The sequence below is a fragment of the Bradyrhizobium erythrophlei genome, assembly GCF_900142985.1.
In the GTDB taxonomy this organism is placed as follows: Bacteria; Pseudomonadota; Alphaproteobacteria; order Rhizobiales; family Xanthobacteraceae; genus Bradyrhizobium; species Bradyrhizobium erythrophlei_B.
Map to the genome: position 1 here is coordinate 639,457 of NZ_LT670849.1, position 17,899 is coordinate 657,355.

At 61.9% G+C, this 17,899-nt stretch carries 15 protein-coding genes; 9 read left to right on the top strand and 6 right to left on the bottom strand.

Going from position 1 to position 17,899, the window contains the following annotated elements:
• Nucleotides 1–6: 6 nt before the first annotated feature.
• On the bottom strand, nt 7–1,191 hold the full coding sequence (locus tag BUA38_RS02815; RefSeq protein ID WP_072816612.1) for an ABC transporter substrate-binding protein: 1,185 nt from the start codon (nt 1,189–1,191) through the stop codon (nt 7–9).
• A 346-nt stretch (nt 1,192–1,537) separates the two neighbouring features.
• Here BUA38_RS02815 and BUA38_RS02820 point away from each other — a divergent pair, with 346 nt between their 5' ends.
• The 6 genes from BUA38_RS02820 (at nt 1,538) to BUA38_RS02845 (ending at nt 7,574) form a co-directional block, all read left to right on the top strand.
• Nucleotides 1,538–2,956 carry a purine-cytosine permease family protein gene (locus tag BUA38_RS02820; protein ID WP_072816613.1) on the top strand — a complete coding sequence of 473 codons (1,419 nt, stop codon included), beginning with the start codon at nt 1,538–1,540 and terminating at the stop codon, nt 2,954–2,956.
• A gap of 154 nt (nt 2,957–3,110) precedes the next feature.
• Nucleotides 3,111–4,274 (top strand): ABC transporter substrate-binding protein, encoded by a 1,164-nt coding sequence (locus tag BUA38_RS02825; RefSeq protein ID WP_072816614.1) that lies wholly within the window; start codon nt 3,111–3,113, stop codon nt 4,272–4,274.
• A gap of 7 nt (nt 4,275–4,281) precedes the next feature.
• Complete coding sequence (locus BUA38_RS02830; protein ID WP_072816615.1) at nt 4,282–5,148, top strand: branched-chain amino acid ABC transporter permease; 867 nt, start codon at nt 4,282–4,284, stop codon at nt 5,146–5,148.
• A complete protein-coding gene (locus BUA38_RS37790; protein ID WP_072816616.1) occupies nt 5,148–6,095 on the top strand; it encodes a branched-chain amino acid ABC transporter permease in 948 nt (315 codons plus the stop codon). The genes BUA38_RS02830 and BUA38_RS37790 overlap by 1 nt, the downstream gene beginning before the upstream one ends.
• A complete protein-coding gene (locus BUA38_RS02840) occupies nt 6,092–6,871 on the top strand; it encodes an ABC transporter ATP-binding protein (RefSeq protein ID WP_197685903.1) in 780 nt (259 codons plus the stop codon). The genes BUA38_RS37790 and BUA38_RS02840 overlap by 4 nt, the downstream gene beginning before the upstream one ends.
• Nucleotides 6,864–7,574: an ABC transporter ATP-binding protein gene (locus tag BUA38_RS02845; RefSeq protein ID WP_072816617.1), complete on the top strand. Its 711-nt coding sequence runs from the start codon at nt 6,864–6,866 to the stop codon at nt 7,572–7,574. Before BUA38_RS02840 ends, BUA38_RS02845 begins: the two co-directional genes overlap by 8 nt.
• Before the next feature lies 1 nt (nt 7,575).
• Here BUA38_RS02845 and BUA38_RS02850 read toward each other — a convergent pair whose 3' ends face one another.
• A complete protein-coding gene (locus tag BUA38_RS02850) occupies nt 7,576–8,757 on the bottom strand; it encodes an amidohydrolase/deacetylase family metallohydrolase (RefSeq protein ID WP_072816618.1) in 1,182 nt (393 codons plus the stop codon).
• A 200-nt stretch (nt 8,758–8,957) separates the two neighbouring features.
• On the opposite strand from BUA38_RS02850, the gene BUA38_RS02855 reads away from it, so the two are divergent.
• The gene (locus BUA38_RS02855; protein ID WP_083587412.1) at nt 8,958–10,469 is read left to right on the top strand and encodes an amidase; all 1,512 of its coding nucleotides are present in this window, start codon (nt 8,958–8,960) and stop codon (nt 10,467–10,469) included.
• A gap of 550 nt (nt 10,470–11,019) precedes the next feature.
• On the opposite strand, the gene BUA38_RS02865 is transcribed toward BUA38_RS02855, so the two are convergent.
• From BUA38_RS02865 to BUA38_RS02875, 3 genes are all read right to left on the bottom strand, one after another.
• Nucleotides 11,020–11,208, bottom strand: a complete 189-nt coding sequence (locus tag BUA38_RS02865; protein WP_156898362.1) for a hypothetical protein — start codon at nt 11,206–11,208, stop codon at nt 11,020–11,022.
• 239 nt (nt 11,209–11,447) lie between these two features.
• Complete coding sequence (locus tag BUA38_RS02870; RefSeq protein ID WP_072816620.1) at nt 11,448–13,016, bottom strand: GMC family oxidoreductase; 1,569 nt, start codon at nt 13,014–13,016, stop codon at nt 11,448–11,450.
• A gap of 1 nt (nt 13,017) precedes the next feature.
• The gene (locus BUA38_RS02875; protein ID WP_083587415.1) at nt 13,018–13,578 is read right to left on the bottom strand and encodes a gluconate 2-dehydrogenase subunit 3 family protein; all 561 of its coding nucleotides are present in this window, start codon (nt 13,576–13,578) and stop codon (nt 13,018–13,020) included.
• Nucleotides 13,579–13,906: 328 nt separating this feature from the next.
• Here BUA38_RS02875 and BUA38_RS02880 point away from each other — a divergent pair, with 328 nt between their 5' ends.
• Entirely contained in the window at nt 13,907–15,106 is a 1,200-nt protein-coding gene (locus tag BUA38_RS02880; RefSeq protein WP_072816622.1) for an Enamidase, read from the top strand.
• A gap of 620 nt (nt 15,107–15,726) precedes the next feature.
• Here the strand turns inward: BUA38_RS02880 and BUA38_RS02885 are convergent.
• A complete protein-coding gene (locus BUA38_RS02885; RefSeq protein WP_072825774.1) occupies nt 15,727–17,046 on the bottom strand; it encodes an ATP-binding protein in 1,320 nt (439 codons plus the stop codon).
• Between the two features lie 83 nt (nt 17,047–17,129).
• Between BUA38_RS02885 and BUA38_RS02890 the strand changes: the two genes are divergently transcribed.
• Nucleotides 17,130–17,774: a response regulator transcription factor gene (locus tag BUA38_RS02890; protein WP_072825775.1), complete on the top strand. Its 645-nt coding sequence runs from the start codon at nt 17,130–17,132 to the stop codon at nt 17,772–17,774.
• Nucleotides 17,775–17,899 lie beyond the last annotated feature (125 nt).

The window sequence follows — 17,899 nt, forward strand, 5'->3', positions numbered from 1 at the left end:
GCCCTGTCAGCCGGTGACGGGCTCGATCTGATCCCCGTTGTAACGGACCATGACGTAGTCGTTTTCGTTCAACGCGTCGTGGTTCTCGTCCGTAAACGGCTTCGCGTAGTTCTTGATCAGGCCCTGATAACTATCAATGTTCAAAAGGCCTTCGCGCAATTTGGGGCCTTCGGTCGAGCCGGCCTTGGCGATGGCGAGCGCCGTCAGTTGCATCGCATCATAGGCGTTGGCAACGCCGACCGGCGGCGTGACATCGCCCGGTCCCTTGACGTCGGGATATTTCGCCATCATGGCGGCCAGCACGCGTTTGCCGACGTCATTCTGCGGTCCGAAGAAGCTGTAGGTCTGGACGAAGTGCACCTTGCCCGCCCAGGAGCCTGCGAGCTCGGGGAAACGCCCGCCCGAGATACCCCAGTGCGAGACGACGGGCACCACCCAGGCGGATTTCTGCAACGACTTGATCACCTGCGCACCGGGAGCGGCGTTGCCCACCAGGATGATGGTGTCGGCGCCGGCCTCCCGCAGCCGCTGCAGCTGCGGCGTCATGTCGGGATCCTTGTCGTCGAACTTTTCCGCGCCCGCGAGCGTAATGCCGGCGGCCTGTGCGGCGGCGGTAAGACCGGCGAGATTGGATTCGCCCCAGCCGTTGTTGACCAGCATCAGGCCCGGCTTCTTGGAGCCGAACTTGGTCATGGCGTATTTGATCAAGGCGCGGTCGACCAGGACGTCCACGGCGGAGACGCGGAAGACGAAGTTCGGATTGGCGCCGTTGCGCGTGATGTTGGTTGCCGCCGCCCACACGCCCATGAAGGGAACCTTGGCTGAATTCACCAGCGGCACGATAGCCAAGGACACCGGACTGTCGATGCCGCCATAGAGGATCGCTGCGCCCTCCTTGTCGATCAGCTCGCGCGCCGCGGTCTGCCCCTTGGCCGGGTTCGACTCGTCGTCGCGGCGCACAAGCTCCAGCATCCGGCCACCGAGCAGGCCGCCCTTGGCATTGATTTCGTCGATCGCGATCTGAAGACCGCGGGTAATTCCCTCGCCGGACTTCGCCGAAGGTCCGGAAAGCGCCGCGACCAGGCCGATCTTGATCGGCTCCGCTGCGAGCGCGGAGCGGCCAACGAGACTTCCCACAGCAATGCCGGCAGGCAGAGCAATCGCTTGGCGGCGCGTCAGTTTTGTAGGCATGTGAGCAACTCCCTTGAAATTTCGTTTCGTCGTTTTGCTCGCCGGCTTTCTGGCGCGTGGCCGCGCCCAGATTGTCAGCCGAGGGTTCCTCGAACCCGGCCCAAAATCAAGCAAACGGTATGCCACAACCACGGAAACCACAACCTGTCAGCAGGGCAGTTACCGCTCACCACGTGCTTCAGGTTACCGGTCGCCTCGGTCAAAATACGAAGAGTACTGCGCATTTTTCTGGCACCCACAGTTTTCAAGCCAAAACGCCGCAGCTTTCTCGATGGCACCGAGACAGTCGACCGCCCCTCTGGTACGATTCTTGCTCGAATTGGGGTGGTTCATCAGGGAGGGCGTCATGACTACTTCTGAACTACGTTCCGACATTCACAGCATCGAACCAATTCCAGACTCCGATCGCGATTCAACCGGACTGCAGCAGATGTGGATCTGGGCGGGCGCCAACATCGCCCCGGTCAACTGGGCGCTGGGCGCGCTCGGCATCATTCTCAAGCTTGGTCTGTGGGAGACGATTGCCGTCATCGTGTTCGGCAACATCATCGGCTGCGCCATCTTCGCTGCCTTCACGGTGATGGGCCACAAGACCGGCGTCAACCAGATGGTGCTCAGCCGCTCCGCCTTCGGCCGCCGCGGCGCCTATCTGCCGAGCCTCCTGATGTTCCTGATGACGCTCGGCTGGATCGGCGTGAACACCTACTTCCCGGTCAAGATCTCGATGGCGATCCTCGGCCAGTTCGGAATCCCGGAATCGATCCTGACCACCTTCATCATCATGACCCTCGTCATGGTGGTCCAGGTCGTCATCGGCATCTACGGCTTCTACGCCATTCGCACCTTCGAGAAGTACACGGTGCCTGTCACCGTCGCCATCATGGTGCTGATGAGCGTGCTGGCCTGGAGCCAGCCCGGCGTCGTCAACTGGAATTTGACCAGCTCGCTGCCGCCGGGAGCGCATCTTGCGATGCTCTCGCTGCTGATGACCGCGATCGGCGTTGGCTGGGGCATTTCCTGGGTGACGTGGGCGTCGGACTATTCGCGCTTCGTGCCGCGCAGCGTGTCTTCGTCCTCCGTGTTCTGGTACAGCTATGTCGGAATGCTGGTGCCGTCGATCTGGCTCGCCGTTCTCGGCGCAACCATCGCCAGCGTCACCACCGATACCGATCCGGCCAAGATGGTCAGCGCCGTGTTCGGAGGCGTCGCGAGCCTGCTCGTGCTGTTGATGGTTTTGCACGGACCGATCGCGACCAACATCCTCAATGTCTATTCGGCGGCTCTGGCCGCGCTTAGCATGGGAGTCCGCCTCTCACGCACATCGCTCGCGCTGGTCGTCGGTATCATCGGCTATCTCGTGACAATCTATTTCGTCTTTGCGCCCTCTTTCGCGAAGGCCTTCGACAACTGGATGATCAGCTTGCTGCTCTGGATGAGCCCGTGGGCCGGCATCATCCTGGCCGACTTCTTCATCAAGCGGAAAAGCAAGATCGACGTGGCCGAACTCTATGCCGCGCCGGAAACGAGCGCCTATGGCGACATCAACTGGGGCGCCATCATCGCGTTTCTGGTGGGCCTTGCCGCCGGCTGGGCGCTGGAGGACGGGCTCGTACCCGCCTTGCAAGGCCCACTCTCCGGTCTTCTGGGTGGCGCGGACCTCAGCTGGCTCGCCGGAATCGTGATCGCCGGCGCGCTGTATCTCGCCATCGGAGGCAAGACCGCCACGGCGGCTGCGCTGGCGCCAACAGGGGCGGCTACAAAGTAAACGGCTGGAGATTGCCCGCAAGCCTCACAGCTTGCGGGAATTTTCCGGTCTACACAGGGGTTCTATAACCAGACAGGCCTGCCGGACAGCGGCAGGCCTGTCGTCGTCGTGCTAGTGTAGCGGTGGCGCAAAAGGCCATTCAACGGGAAAGATAATGACGTCGATATTGATGAAGAACTCTGTCGCCGGTGCTGCTGCGATCTGTCTGGCCATGACCTTGGCCAGCCCATCGAAGGCTGAGCCTGCCAGCTGCCCCTCGCCGATCCCGCTCGGCCTGACCACGGCCCTGACCGGCAATACGGCCTTGCTCGGCACCCAGGCGCGCAGCGGCGTCGAATTCGCCGTCGACGAGATCAACGCCGCCGGCGGCATCAATGGCAAGAAGCTGGCGCTCGCCACGGAAGATACGGGGGCGTCGAGCACCGATGCGTTGAACGCGATGAACCGCATCCTCGAAGGCAAGCCGCTCGTGATTTTCGGCTCGATGATCAGCCCGCATGTGTTCGCCCAGACGGAAGTCGTCAACAAATCGGAGACGCCATTTCTGGTCGGCGCGACCAATGCGAAGGTGACGTCACAGGGCAGCAAGTGGCTGTTCCGGACCCACGTCCATGACGGCCAGCTTGCCGACCTCATCCCGGAATATCTGGTCAAGACGCTTAACAAGACCAAGCCGGGCGTCATTGCCGTTGCCGACGACTACGGCCTTGGTGCGTCGCGCGGCATTCAGGCCTCGCTCGCCAAACTGAACGCAACTCCGGTCGCCGTGACGTCCTATGCCCCGTCCGACAAGGACATGAGCGCACAGTTGCTCGAGATCAGGGACAAGGGCGCCGACAGCGTCATCGTGTTCGGCCGCCCTGCCGACGTGACCCTCGTCGTCAAGCAAATGAACGATCTCGGTATCAAGCTCACCACCATCGGCAACTCGAGCCTCGTGGCGCAGACGGCGCTCAACAACCTCACCGCAGCGGAAGCCGATGGCGCCTATGCGATCGGCGGCATGATCCCGCAGACATCAGCCGATCCCAAGATTCTGGATTGGGCCAAACGCGTGCAGGACAAATACAAGGTGCCGGCCGACAATTTCACCGTCTCCTATTACGATACCGTCTACCTCCTGAAATCGATCATTGAAAAAGTTGGTTGCGACAAGGCGGCAATCCGCGACTCCTTCGCCGCCACCAAGGACTGGAAAGGCATGCTGATTTCCTATCAGGCTGATGCCTTGGGCGATCTCGCGCACACGCTTGGCGTCTATCGCAACAAGGGAAAAACGCCGGAGCTGGCCGGCCCGATCAAGGAAAGCGGATTCTAATTTCCTCATGGGCCAGCTCGTCGTCAACGGCCTCGCGCTCGGCAGCATCTATGCTCTCGTCGCGCTTGGCCTGCTTCTGATCTTCAACACCGTCCAGATCGTCAACTTCGCGCAAGGCCAGCTTCTGATGCTCGGTGCGTTCATCGGCATCAGCTGCGCGGTCACGCACGAACTGCCGATGGCGGCTTCATGGGCCATCACCATGGCGGCGATGGCCCTGGTCGGCGTCGTCTTCATGACGCTGGTGTATTTCCCGCTGCGCGGCCGTCCGGCTTTCCTCGTCATCCTGACAACGATCGCGATGGGCATCGTTCTGGAAAATCTGGCGCTGATCATCTGGGGGCCGCTGCCGGTCTCATTGCCCTCCCCGGTCAGCGGACCGCCTCTACGCTTTGCCGGCATCGTGGTCTCCATGCACCAGCTTTTCATCTTTGCAACGCTTGCGGTGATCCTGCTCCTGCAATTTCTCTTTCTCACCAGAACGCGGTTCGGAATCCTGATGCAGGCAACCGCGCAGGACCTGCACACCGCAAGGCTGGTCGGCATCCCCGTGAACCGGACCATTGCGGTGGCTTTCGCGCTCGGCACCGTGCTCTCCGGCATTGCCGGGCTCTTGGTTGCCCCGATTTTTCTCGCCGAACCGACCATGGGCGGAAGCCTTGGCCTCAAAGGCTTCGTCGTCAGCGTCATCGGCGGCTTCGGCAATCTGCCCGGCGCGGTGATCGGCGGGTTGTTTCTCGGGCTCATTGAGACCTTCGGCGCGCGCTATATCTCGTCCAATTTCCGTGACGCCTATGCCTTCATCGTGATGATTACCGTTCTCATCGCCTGGCCGCGCGGCCTGTTCGGCGAGAAGAGCAGCGAGAAGGTCTGATGACGAGCCTTCAGCGCAAACACTGGCTTGTTGCGGCCGCCGTCGCAGGCGCCTTGGCTGTGCCTCTCGTCACGAAGGACGGCTACATCATCCAGCTTCTCAATATCGCCATTCTCAACACGATCGTCGTGTTGGGCCTGAATTTCGTGACCGGCTGGGCCGGTCAGATCAACTTCGGACAGGCTGCCTTTTACGGGCTGGGCGCCTACACCACCGCGATTGCGACCAAGTCGGGCCTGCCCTGGATCACGACGCCGTTTCTGTCGGCAATCGTTGTGATCGTCGCGAGCTTGGCGCTCGGGCTGCCGACGATGCGGTTGCGTACCTATTACCTTGCGATGACGACGATCGGCTTTGGCGAAATTATCCGGCTGATGATCGTGCACTGGGAGCCGGTCACCGGCGGCACGTCCGGCTTGCGGGCGATCCCCGGCATCAGCATTTTTGGTATCGGTCCGGAGGGACAGGCGCAGCAATACTACATTCTCGCAGCCGCGCTGGCGTTGGCCATGTTGGTTGCTACGCGCGTTCGTCATTCGGCGCTGGGCCGGGCGATGATCGCGACGAGAGACAGCGAAATCGCCGCCGAGCAAAGCGGCGTCGACACCACGCGCACCAAACTGGTCGCATTCATGCTGGGTGCCGTCTATGCCGGACTTGCCGGTTGTCTCTATGCATCGTCGATCCGCTTCATCAGCCCTGACAGCTTCTCTGGCACGCAAGCGATCCTGCTGATGACCATGCTCATTGTCGGGGGCATGGGTTCGATCGTCGGCTGTGTCTTTGGCGCGGTCGCACTGACGATCTTGCCGGAGGCGCTGCGGTTCCTCGGCCAGTGGTATCTCGTGCTCTATGGTCTTGGCGTCATCGCCGTGATCGTCCTGGCGCCGGGAGGGCTGGCATCGCTTGCGTCACAGTTTCAATTCCGCCGGGCGGGTGCACGTTGACGGCCGCCCCGATCATCGCCGCCCGCGGGGTGACGCGCCGCTTCGGTGGCCTCGTCGCGCTCGACAATATCGACCTCGATGTCCCCGCAGGCATCGTGCAGGCGATCATCGGTCCGAACGGTTCGGGCAAGACGACGCTGCTCAATGCGCTGAGCGGCGCATCGCACGCGGATGCTGGCTCCATTCGCGTCGGGGGACGCGAAATCTTCCGGCTCAAGCCGCATCGCATCGCGCGGCTGGGCTTGGCGCGGACGTTTCAGAACATCCGGATCTTCGAAAATCTCAGCGTGATCGAAAACGTCAAGGTCGCAGCCGCCGGCAACAGGCGCACCTCCTTTGCCGATATGCTGATCTCGAATACGCGACACCGGAAGAGCGAAGCGGATATCGACACGGCGGCGCGAGAGGCGCTTGAAACCGTTGGCCTCACCCATCGCGCCGACGATCGCGCCACGCAATTGCCTTACGCGCAGCGGCGTCTGCTGGAGATCGCGCGGGCGCTGGCATCTAGCCCGAATGTTCTTCTGCTCGACGAACCGGCCGCCGGCATGAACATGACCGAGAGCATGACGCTGCTCGATACCATCGCCAGGCTCAAGAGCCGCGGCATCACGGTATTGCTAGTCGAGCACAATGTGCGGCTGGTGATGGGGATCAGTGATCGCGTCACAGTCCTCGATTTCGGCAAAAAGATCGCCGAAGGCGCGCCCGCGGACATTCAGCGCAATCCGCAAGTCATCGAAGCCTATCTCGGCAGGCGGCACCGTCATGCTTAAGGTCGATGATCTCCATGTGTCATACGGCCATATCGAGGTGCTCAAGGGCATCTCGTTCAGCGTCGAGATGGGCGAAATCGTCGCTTTGATCGGCGGCAACGGCGCCGGCAAAACCACGACGCTCAGCACCATTTCCGGGCTGGTTCGGCCGACGGCCGGCACGATTTCCTGGAAAGGCGAGCAGATCCAAAACGCCGCCGTCGAGCATATCGTCGGTTCGGGCCTCGCCCATTGCCCGGAGGGACGGCGGATTTTTCCGGGGCTCACCGTGCTGGAAAACCTGATCACCGGCACGGCTTCGCGCGCCCGAAACAAGGCCGAGGTGGAGGAAGACCTGACGCTGGTCTTCGATCTGTTTCCGCGCCTGAAGGAGCGGCTCAAGCAAGGCGGCTGGTCGCTGTCCGGCGGCGAGCAGCAGATGCTCGCGATCGGCCGCGCCCTGATGGGCCGCCCCAGTCTTCTGATGCTCGACGAGCCCTCGCTGGGATTGGCGCCCATCGTGATCGAGCAGGTGTTCGACAAGATCCTCGAACTCAACAAGCGCACCAAACTCGGTGTGCTGCTGGTCGAGCAGAACTCGGCGATGGCGCTCGAGATCGCGAGCCGCGCGTTCGTACTCGAAACCGGCGCCATCACGCTGTCCGGACCGTCGGCGGAACTGGCCAACGACCCGCGCATTCGCGAAGCCTATCTCGGCGGCTGACTTAAGCCGGCTGAACGCGCTTGCCGTTCAGCACGACCTGGGACGGGAACAGCCGCTGGCGGCCGGTTCGCGTACCCTTGTAGTTGTCGAGGAATTCGAAATTGCCCTCCCGCAACTCCATGATGGCCACATCCGCCGGCGCGCCGATATTGAGCGTGCCGCGATCGTCGAACGCCGGAAAACAACGCGCGGCATTGACGGTCGCAGCCGCGATGACCTCCTTCAACGGCATGCCGTACATGAAAAGCTTCGACATCACGTTCGGCAGATCGGCGACGCCGCTGGTTTTCGACGCCGTATTCCAGTCGGTCGAGAATGTGTCGGGCCACAGGCCCTGCTTCGTGGCTTTTTCGACCGTGTCCCAATCAAAGTGATCGGAGACGCCGTTGCCAAAATCGAAAATGATGCCGCGGCGATGCGCGGCCATCACTTCCGGCTGCAGGATGCCCTTGTCGTCGAGGATGCCGTTCTTTCCCGGCGCATAGACATGGGTAATGATGTCGCCGCGCTTGAGTAGTGCCACGATCGAGCGCAACGGCGAATAGTTCTGCCCGACATGAATCATGACCGGCAGGCCAAACGAGGTCGCGACCTCCTGGGCACGGCGCAACGCTTCGAGATCGTTGGCGTCGGTCACATTCTCCGACAGACGCGCTTTGACGCCGACAACGACGTCGCGATTGCGCGCAATCGCAGCCTTCGCCATCGAGACGTTCGCCGCGTTGATGTCATGCAGTTCACCGCCGGGCGCGATCACGCCGGTGCGCGCGATATTGACGAGGCAGCGGCCGATCTGCGGTGCGCCCCGCGCGATCGCAGCGACCGCATCGATATTGTCGGCGCCGCCCGTGCCGGCGTCGACCCAGCCGGTCACACCGTCCTGAAGGCACATCGGCGGGCCTTCCTTGCTGCGGCCAGCATGGGTGTGGATGTCGATCAGGCCCGCGGTCACGAGCTTGCCGCGGGCATCGATTGTCTCAGTCGCCTCGCCTGCAATCGTGGCGTCGATCGCCGCGATCCTGCCGCCGACGATGGCGACATCGCGCACGGCGTCCAGTCCCATCGACGGATCGATCACGCGACCACCCTTTATGATGAGATCATAAGTCGCGGCGAATGCTCTGGGAATGCTCGCAAAAAACGTGGCCGCACTCGCGCCCACAAACTGGCGTCGGTTCATCATGATCGCGCTTCCTTCCCTGTCACGGCTTCTTGGCGTCCGAAATCGGCCAGCAGTTTAGGCCTTCCGCGTCCGCGTTCAATCATCTCCCCTGCACGGCCGCGGCCCTCGGAAAGGCAGTCATGCTGGCCGAGAACTTGCATGCGGCAACGAAACAGAATTAGTTTTCGCCTTTCGCAACGACGCGCAAAAGGCAGGCCGACATGAGCAACAAATGGGGACGGCGGGAATTTATCGGCACGGCGGCGGCCGCCGGCGTTATGGCCGCCGCAGGACGCACATCGCTGATCGACCGGGCGGAGGCCGCAACCATGAATGACGAAATCACGACGAAATCGGCAAGCGAACTCGCCAATGCCATTCGCGCCAAACAACTGAGTTCGAAGTCGATCGTCGAAGCGCATCTGGATCAGATCGCCAGGGTCAACCCCAAGCTCAACGCCATCGTGCAGTTGACCGCCGAGACGGCGCGAAAGGAAGCCGACGAGGCCGACGCGGCGCTGGCGCGCGGCGACATCAAAGGGCCGCTGCATGGCGTACCGGTGACGATCAAGGATACGCTGGAGACATCAGGCGTGATCTGCACCGGCGGCACCAAAGGTCGCGCCAACTACGTGCCGAAGGCGGACGCCACGGCCGTGGCGCGGCTGCGCGCGGCCGGCGCCGTCATCCTGGGCAAGACCAATGTGCCGGAACTTGCGGGTGCGATCGAGACCGACAATCTCGTCTATGGCCGCACCAACAACCCCTACGATTTCGCGCGCACGCCCGGCGGCTCCAGCGGCGGTGAATCCGCGATCATCGCGGCCTGCGGCTCGCCGCTCGGGCTTGGCACCGATGCCGGCGGCAGTATTCGCATCCCCGCGCATTTCTGCGGGCTCGCCGCGATCAAGCCGACCTCGGGCCGCGTGCCACGCACCGGGCAATTTCCGATGCCGATGGGCGCGCGAAACGCCGTGTTTCATGTCAGCCTGATCGCGCGCAAGGTCGATGACCTCGCGCTTGCGCTGCCGATCATCGCCGGACCCGACTTCCGCGATCACTCGATCGTCGGAATGCCCCTGCTCGATCCGAAAGCTGTCACGCTCGGCGGATTGAAACTGGCTTACTTCGACGACGACGGCGCCGCATCGCCAACCAGGGAGATTGCCGCAGCGGTCCGCGACTGCGCCAAGGCGTTTACGGATGCCGGCGTCAAGGTCGAGGAGAACCTCCCGCCGGATGCGGCGAAAGCAGCGACCGTCTACCACGACATGAGCCGCGGCGATGGCGGCGCCGGCACGCGCGCCTTCCTCAAGAGTATCGGCAGCGATCCGATTTCGCCGCTATTCGAACAGGCACTCGCCAATTCCGTCGCGCCTGCCTTTGCCACCACCACCGAGGCACTCGCCGCCTTCGTGCGCTGGGATGCGTTTCGTAATTCGATGCTGCGATTCATCGAAAACTACGATGCTATTCTTTCGCCGGTGGCGCCGTATCCGGCCGTGCTGCACGGGACAAGCTTCGAGGAACAGAACCGCCGCGGCTTCGGCTATACCCAGATGTACAACCTGACGGGATGGCCCAGCGCCACCGTGCGGGTCGGCACCTCGCCGGAGGGGCTTCCGCTCAACGTCCAGGTCGCCGCGAGACCGTGGCGGGAGGACGTCGCGCTCGCAATGGCTCGTCACCTGGAGCAGACGTTCGGCGGCTGGAAAAAGCCGACAGTGGTGTAGTTGCAATCCACCCTCGCCGACCATCTTGCTTCGCTCTTTATTCCACAACGCACGCTCACGTGAGAGCACGAAACGGTTCTCACGCGAGATCGACAATTCGTGAGCCACGGCTGGCAAAGGAATAACACAACTCAAGCGCGGGTCTGTTCTACCGGAAACGCTCGTGATGAGCGCAATGCCGGAGACGACCGATGATCAGACTTACGCTTCCTGGAATGGCCGCTGTTCTGTCACTGATGCTCGCGGTTCCAGCATCCGCACAGGCAACTGTCCCTGATCGGCAAGAGTGCCAATTGTCGATTGACGCACATGGCGGGACTGCGCCCCCGGCGCCGACCGCCGACGCGCTTCCGCCTGGATGCGAAACTGCCACCCTCCCGTGGTCGGCGCCGGTCGGCCACCGCCAACCGCAGGCCACCGACGTGACCTCATCGAAGACGTCTCCAATTGACCAGGCCATGATGGAAGAAAAAATGAAAGTCGATCGCCTGATCAAAGGCGTTTGTCGCGGGTGCTGAAGGAACGACACACAAGCGAACGCGCATCGAACTCACTTCCGCGGCCGGCCTCGCTTGGCAAATACCGGCCCGCGCGAGTCGGCAGAACATCGTAAAAGGCTCGCAAGCTTGAGCGCCTCGTTGCGCTCGGGACCAGGCGGCAGCCGACGCGCACGCTCCAGCGCATCATTGGCAAGGATTTCCTGATCGATCCGGTCTGGCGCCTTTTGCGTCTCTTTCATCATTCGCTTCGCTAATACGCTGCCGTGCTCACGCAAGGCCGGCAGACACCGGCCTTGATCTGACTCGCGAAAGAGCAGCGTTATTCCCCCGTTTAGCCGATGCTTTTGTGACATCGGCCCATAGAGGGAGATGGTTCACGCAACGACGAGCTTCAAACGCCTCTCACGCGGAGTTTACCGCGTCAGCATGACGCCGATCATTGTCGCACCGCCTTCACATTCGCTCGGGAAGCGAACGGCTAGTTCGTCAGCGTCCCCCATTGCGAGGTCATGCGCTCGGCGCCGCGCTGCGAAAGCGCGAAGATCGTAAAGGTCGGGTTCGACGCCCCTTCGGTCGGGAAGATACCCGGCCCCGCGATCCAGAGGTTCGGAATCTCGTGACTCTGACCGTAGCTGTTGACGACCGAGTTGGACGCATCCGCACCCATGATGGTGCCGCCGAGCAGATGGCTGGTCGGGATTGCCCCGCGCGCCGGCCACGCCTCCTTGGCACCCGCCGCCTTCGCCACCTTCACGCCGTCGTCGAGGTTGGCATTCCACAACGCCACCGCATCCGGCTGGAACGTGTGCGTCAACTTGCCCAAGGGCATGCCGAACTCGTCCTTGTCGCCGACGAGTTCGACGCGATTTTCCATCGCCGGCAACTCCTCGCCGAACGCCTTGATGCCGGTGAGGTTGCGCGCCGCGCGCTTCATGTAGTCGTCGAGCTCGATACCGAAGAGGTCGGAGCGCGAGTTGGCGAGGTCCGTCGTCTTCAACGCAAAGCCGGCGGTCCAGAACGTGCTTCCGAACGCATCTTTCTGGCTGGTCTTCGGATAGTGCTGATAGGACATGTACTGCACGGCGATCGTGCCCATGTGGTTCTGCACGTCCTCGTCGAACAGCGCCCAGGTCGACGCCACGGTGTGCGACATCATGAAGTGGCCGACCAGCCCCGAGGCGTTGGACAGACCTTTCGGATGCCTGCCGGTCGCCGAATTCAGCAGCAGACGCGGATTTTGCGCCGACCAGGAGGCGAGAATGACCACGCTCGCTTCCTGCACCTGCTTTTGATGCTGATAATCGTAATATTCGACGCCGGTCACCCGCGTGCCGGCCTCGTTGGTCAACACCCGCGTCACCGTCGAAAACGCGCGCAGTTCCGCGCCCGCCTTGCGGGCATCGCCCAGATACGTCACCTGCGGATTGGCCAACGCCCCGATCGGACAGCCGACATGGCACCAGCCGTCATAGAGACAGGCTGGACGCCCCTTGAATTCCACCGAATTCATGCCGACCGGCGCCGGCACCATCGGAATGCCGGCAGCCTCCAGCGGCTTCGTCCAGATATCGCCGTTGCGGAAGGTTTTCATCGGCGGCATCGGATAGGCCTCGCCCGCCGGCCGCCAGCGCTCTTCGGCCTTGGCGTCGCCGGACATGCCGATCTCGCGCGCCACCTTATCCCAAAACGGCGCGACATCTTCGTAAGCGATCGGCCAGTCGTGCCCGCGGCCGTGCTCGCTCTTCATCCGGAAATCAGTCGGCAGCAGCCGCGGAAAATTCGCAAAATAATGCAGCGTGGCGCCGCCCGAGCCCCAGCCGGCCTGTGCGACGTAACCCATCGGATTTTTGCCGTCGAGCAGGATCGGCGGCCCGGCCGGCTTGATGCGGCGGCCCCAGATTTCCGAGCTGATGAGATCGGACAGCTCCCAATCCGGCCCTGCCTCCAGCAGCACAACCTTCTTGCCGGCCTTGGCCAGCACGGAGGCGTAAACCGAACCCGACGCGCCGGCGCCGACGATGACGACATCGACTTTATCGTTTGTCATCTCACCACCTCTTTTCCGGAGCGATGTGCGGCATGTAGGGAATGCCGAGCGCCTCATAGCCTTCCATCGTGCCGTAGACGACATCGACCGCGTCGGCCCGCAGCACGGCATAGGCAAGCGCCGCCGGGCGGCCCTTCCAGTCCTCGATCTTGTTCTGGCGCATGCGGTCGACGAACTCGCGCTGATCCTTGGGCGCGAGCTGCGCGAATTCCTTGCCGAATGATTTCTTGCTCGTGTCGTCGATCGTGATGATCGTGCTGCGATAGAAGTCGGCGAATGGCGGACGGAAGTTGAAGATGCGGGCCTGAAGCAGAGATTCCTGCGGCGGCACCGATATCTGCTGATCGATATAATGGGCGATCCCGGCCTCGCGCGCTTTCGGCACCAGGGTCTCGCCGAGGGCTTCCAGCGTTTCGCCCTGATGGCCATCGAGAAGGCGGAACGGCACATTGCGCGCCCTCGCCTCGTTCGGCGTCAACAGGATTTCGACCCCGCCGACCGAAAAGGCCAACGCACCGAGCGTCGCGCCCTTCACAAAACCACGCCGACCAATGTTTGCCATGGTCTTCTCCTCCCGGAGCTATGTTTGTATTGTTTTTGCTAAGCGATGGACGGGCTAGTGTCCGGATTCCGAAGTTCGTACCGTTGTGCGGCCCCTCTTTTACGAACTTCGGAATCGATAGGACACTAGATAATCTCTTGGCTAGTGTGGCTTTGGTTCAAAAGTCCGCATGACGAACTCGCGGCATCATCGATGCGGACTTTTGAACCGCCACGCTAGTATTACTTGCCAGCTCCGATATCAAGTCAAGGGGATCGACGGCCGAAACGAAGCTGGTGTAGCTGCTATGCGCCGGACGACGTAGCATCCCACGAAAAGGAAAACACAAATGGCCCATGACGCACCGCAGGCAACCGGCTCGAGCAAACTTGTCATACGCAACATCGGCCTGTTGCTCTCGGGCGCGCTGGAAAAGCCGATCCTCGACGCCGACACGATCGTGGCCGAGAACGGCAAGATCACCGGCATCGGCCGCCTCAAGGACGTCAACACTGAAGGCGCGACCACCACCGTCGATGCCCACGGCACGACAGTTGCCCCCGGCCTGATCGACAGCCACGTTCACCCCGTCGCAGGCGACTGGACGCCACGGCAAAACCAGATCAACTGGATCGATTCCTATCTGCATGGCGGCGTCACCACCATGATTTCGGCCGGCGAGGTTCACATGCCCGGCCGTCCGCGTGACGTCGTCGGGTTGAAGGCGATGGCGATCTTTGCGCAACGCGCGTTCTGGACGCTGCGGCCGGGCGGTGTGAAGGTTCATGCCGGTGCGCCGGTCATCGAATGCGAAATGGTAGAGGACGATTTCAAGGAATTGGCCGCCGCCGGCGTCAAGCTGCTCGGCGAAGTCGGCCTCGGCGGTGTCAAGGACGGACCGACCGCGCGCAAAATGGTCGGCTGGGCGCGCAAATACGGCATCCAGAGCACGATCCACACCGGCGGCCCGTCGATTCCGGGCTCCGGGCTGATCGACAAGGACGTGGTGCTCGAGGCCGATACCGACGTCATCGGCCACATCAACGGCGGTCATACCGCGCTTCCCGACGACCAGATCCGCTGCATCTGCGAAGGCTGCAAGCGCGGTCTTGAGCTCGTGCATAACGGCAATGAGCGTTCGGCGCTGTTTACGCTGCGCACCGCGCGCGAGATGAACGAACTTCATCGCGTCATCCTCGGCACCGACGCCCCGGCCGGCTCCGGCGTGCAACCGCTCGGCATCTTGCGCATGGTCTCCATGCTGTCCTCGCTCGGAGAACTTCCGGCCGAAATCGCGTTCTGCCTTGCAACGGGCAACACCGCGCGGATGCGGGAGCTCGACTGCGGCCTGATCGAGTTCGGCCGCTCGGCAGATTTTGTGCTGATGGACAAGGCGCAGCATTCGCCGGGCAAGACGCTGCTCGACAGCGTCCGGCTCGGCGATCTCCCCGGCATCGGCATGACCATCATCGACGGCATCGTGCGCACCCAGCGCAGCCGCAACACGCCACCCGCAACCAAAGTGCCGGAGATTGTTGGGGGGCATTGATTGACCCTCGTCGGCCTCATGGTTCGAGACGGCGCGATGCGCCACCATGAGGGTCTACTATTGGCTTCGTTCGGACCTCATCCTGAGGAGCGGCCGTTAGGCCGCGTCTCGAAGGATGGACACACGTTCTCATTCTCGCGGCACGATCTGCCCGAGTTGTTGAAATCATCCGCCCCGAAGGGCGTGGGGAATGCCGGGCGTTCGGCTCGCCCGCAGCCTCGCGTGCAAATAAAAAAGCACACGAGATAGTCACCACAGGTCCGCCGAGTCACCCGGCATTCCCGCACGCGAACGGTTTTAACGGTTTCCTTCGTGCTCTCCCCGGAGACCGGCTTTGTTGTCTCCGTCGCCCGCGGGATCATCTCGCGAGCTTGACGCCAGCATCGGGACGCCAGGACCACACGACTTCGCCGTCCGCGACCGCCGCATTCGTCTCATGCATTGGTCACGTCCATCGCATCCCGCGCCAACGTCCGTGACGATCGCGAAACGCCCCTTGGGAAGCGGGCGGGACAAACGATTCGATAAAGCTGCTTCTAGCAAAGCGCGAAGCGAAATATTTCTGAGGACTGGGGTAGACAGCGGCGAGAGAAAGCCGACTGATTTGCCCGACGGGCAAATCAGTCGGCGCGCGCACCCGCCAGAGGCAGCCAGCAGCGCACGACCGTTCTGCCATCCTCGCGCAACAAATCCAGCTTTCCATCCAGCGCGCGGCTGCGATCGGACATTCCGGTCAATCCCCTGCCAAGCAGAACGTTGTCGGAAAATCCGATGCCATCGTCTGACACCTCGATCGTTACCGCGGAATCGCGCATCGCGGCCACGACGCTCAGCGTCGTCGCCTGGGCGTGCTTGATGACATTGGTGATCGCTTCCTGGATGACGCGGTAGATCGTTTGCGACATCAGGTGATCGAGGGAGTCCAGCCGGGGATCGACCTCGGCTGACGTTGCAACCGATGGCAACGCCGCATGCGCGTTTTGCAGCAACGTCTCGATGCTTTTCTCCAACCCGAGTTCTTCGAGATAGAGGGGGCTTAGCCCTTCAAGGATCCGGCGGCTGGCCTGCTGGACCGCCCCTGCCGCTTCAAGGAGCTGGTTGGACGGCGCTTCCGGATCCGGATCCGTGGAGTATCCCGAAAGCGCGATCGCGTTGGCCCTGATCGCAAACAGCAACGGACCAAGCTCGTCATGTAATTCCTTTGCGATCTCCTCGCGTTCGTCGTCTTGCAGCGAGACGAGCTTGCGCAGCATGCTTCGGTTGTCCTGGGCCAGCCGCTTGAGCTTTCGCGCAAGCTGATTGGCTTCCTCGCAGCTTTTGCGAATTTCGGGAGGACCGAGAAGCGGAATCGTGCTGTCGTAATCGCCCTGCTGCATCCGGGCCAGACCGGCCCCGAGTTGCTCCAGCGGCCGCAAGGCCAGGGTGGTCGTCAGATAAGCGCTGACCGCCGCCAGCACGAGCAAGGCTGATCCCGACAGGACGATCGCCAGGAAGCCAAGCCATTTTTCGTTAAGATCAGGCGTCAGGTCGGGGACAAAGAGGATATCGCCGACATGCTTTTCGCCGACAACGATCGGGTGGGCAGTGGAAAGGTTGGGTATTCGCAGGAGGCTGACAAACCAGCCGGGAACCCCATCGGTGCTCAACCGGATTTTGGGTCTACTCACGGAAACGTCAGCCTTGCGATATCGGATTGCGTCCCCGCTTCCAATTCCTGCGGCAAAAGCCTCGAGCGTCGGCTCGGGGTTCTCCGCTACCGCGAGCGCCTCGTTGAGACCTTTCGTCACAGTTCTCACCAGCCCTGCGGCGTCCTCGCTTTCATTCTCGAACTGGTCGGGCGAAAATATTTCCAGCGCAAAAATGCCAAAAAGCAGCGTGGCTGCGAGTAGCCCGATCGTGGGAAGAAAAAGCCGGAACCGGAGCGGAAGCCTTTTCCACATACCCATCATCCTAATTATCTAGAGCGATTCTATTCTGTCGAATTTCGATCCGGGCTTATATCCGCCGAACGATAGCGATCATGATGCCGGAAAATCAGAAACTGAAAACGAAAGTATTGATCGTCGACGACCATCCGGTCGTCGTGTCCGGCTGCAGGTCGTTGTTTGCCTCCGACTCTTCCGTCAGGATCGAGGGCGCCGGAAACGCCAAAGCTGGCTACACCGCCTTCGTGGACGGCAAGCCCGACATCACCGTCATCGATATCAAACTGCCGGACGTTTCCGGCTTCGAATTGATGCGGCAAATCCGCAAAGAAGATCCCGACGCCAGAATCATCATGTTCAGCATGAACGACGATCCGGCCTTTGTGGTGCGTGCGATCGAAATGGGCGCGCAAGGCTATCTCTCAAAATCCGATGACCCGCGGCTTTTCGTCAAAGCCGTACTTAAGGTGGCGGCTGGAGAAAATTACATTTCCCCGCATCTGGCGGAAGCCGTTACTTTCTCGTCCGCTGTCGTCAAAGCTAGCCCAACAAACAAGATGACAGCGCGTGAACTGGAGATTCTGACGCTGCTGCGCAGGGGCGACAAGATCGCCGAAATTGCGGACGCGCTCGGCATTTCCTACAAGACGGTCGCCAATACCACTTCTCTTCTGAAGCAGAAGCTCCGCGCCAGAAGTCATTCTGACCTCATCCGCATGGCAGTCGAGATGAATCTCGGTTGAGATCGCGCGGACGAGGCGCTCCTTTAGCCCCTCCATTTCCATTCTCGCGAAGCTCATGTGAGCTGCGTCAGCAGATCGGTTCGATTTCGACGCAGGTCCGGTGACGGCGCTGCGAGATCGCGCGC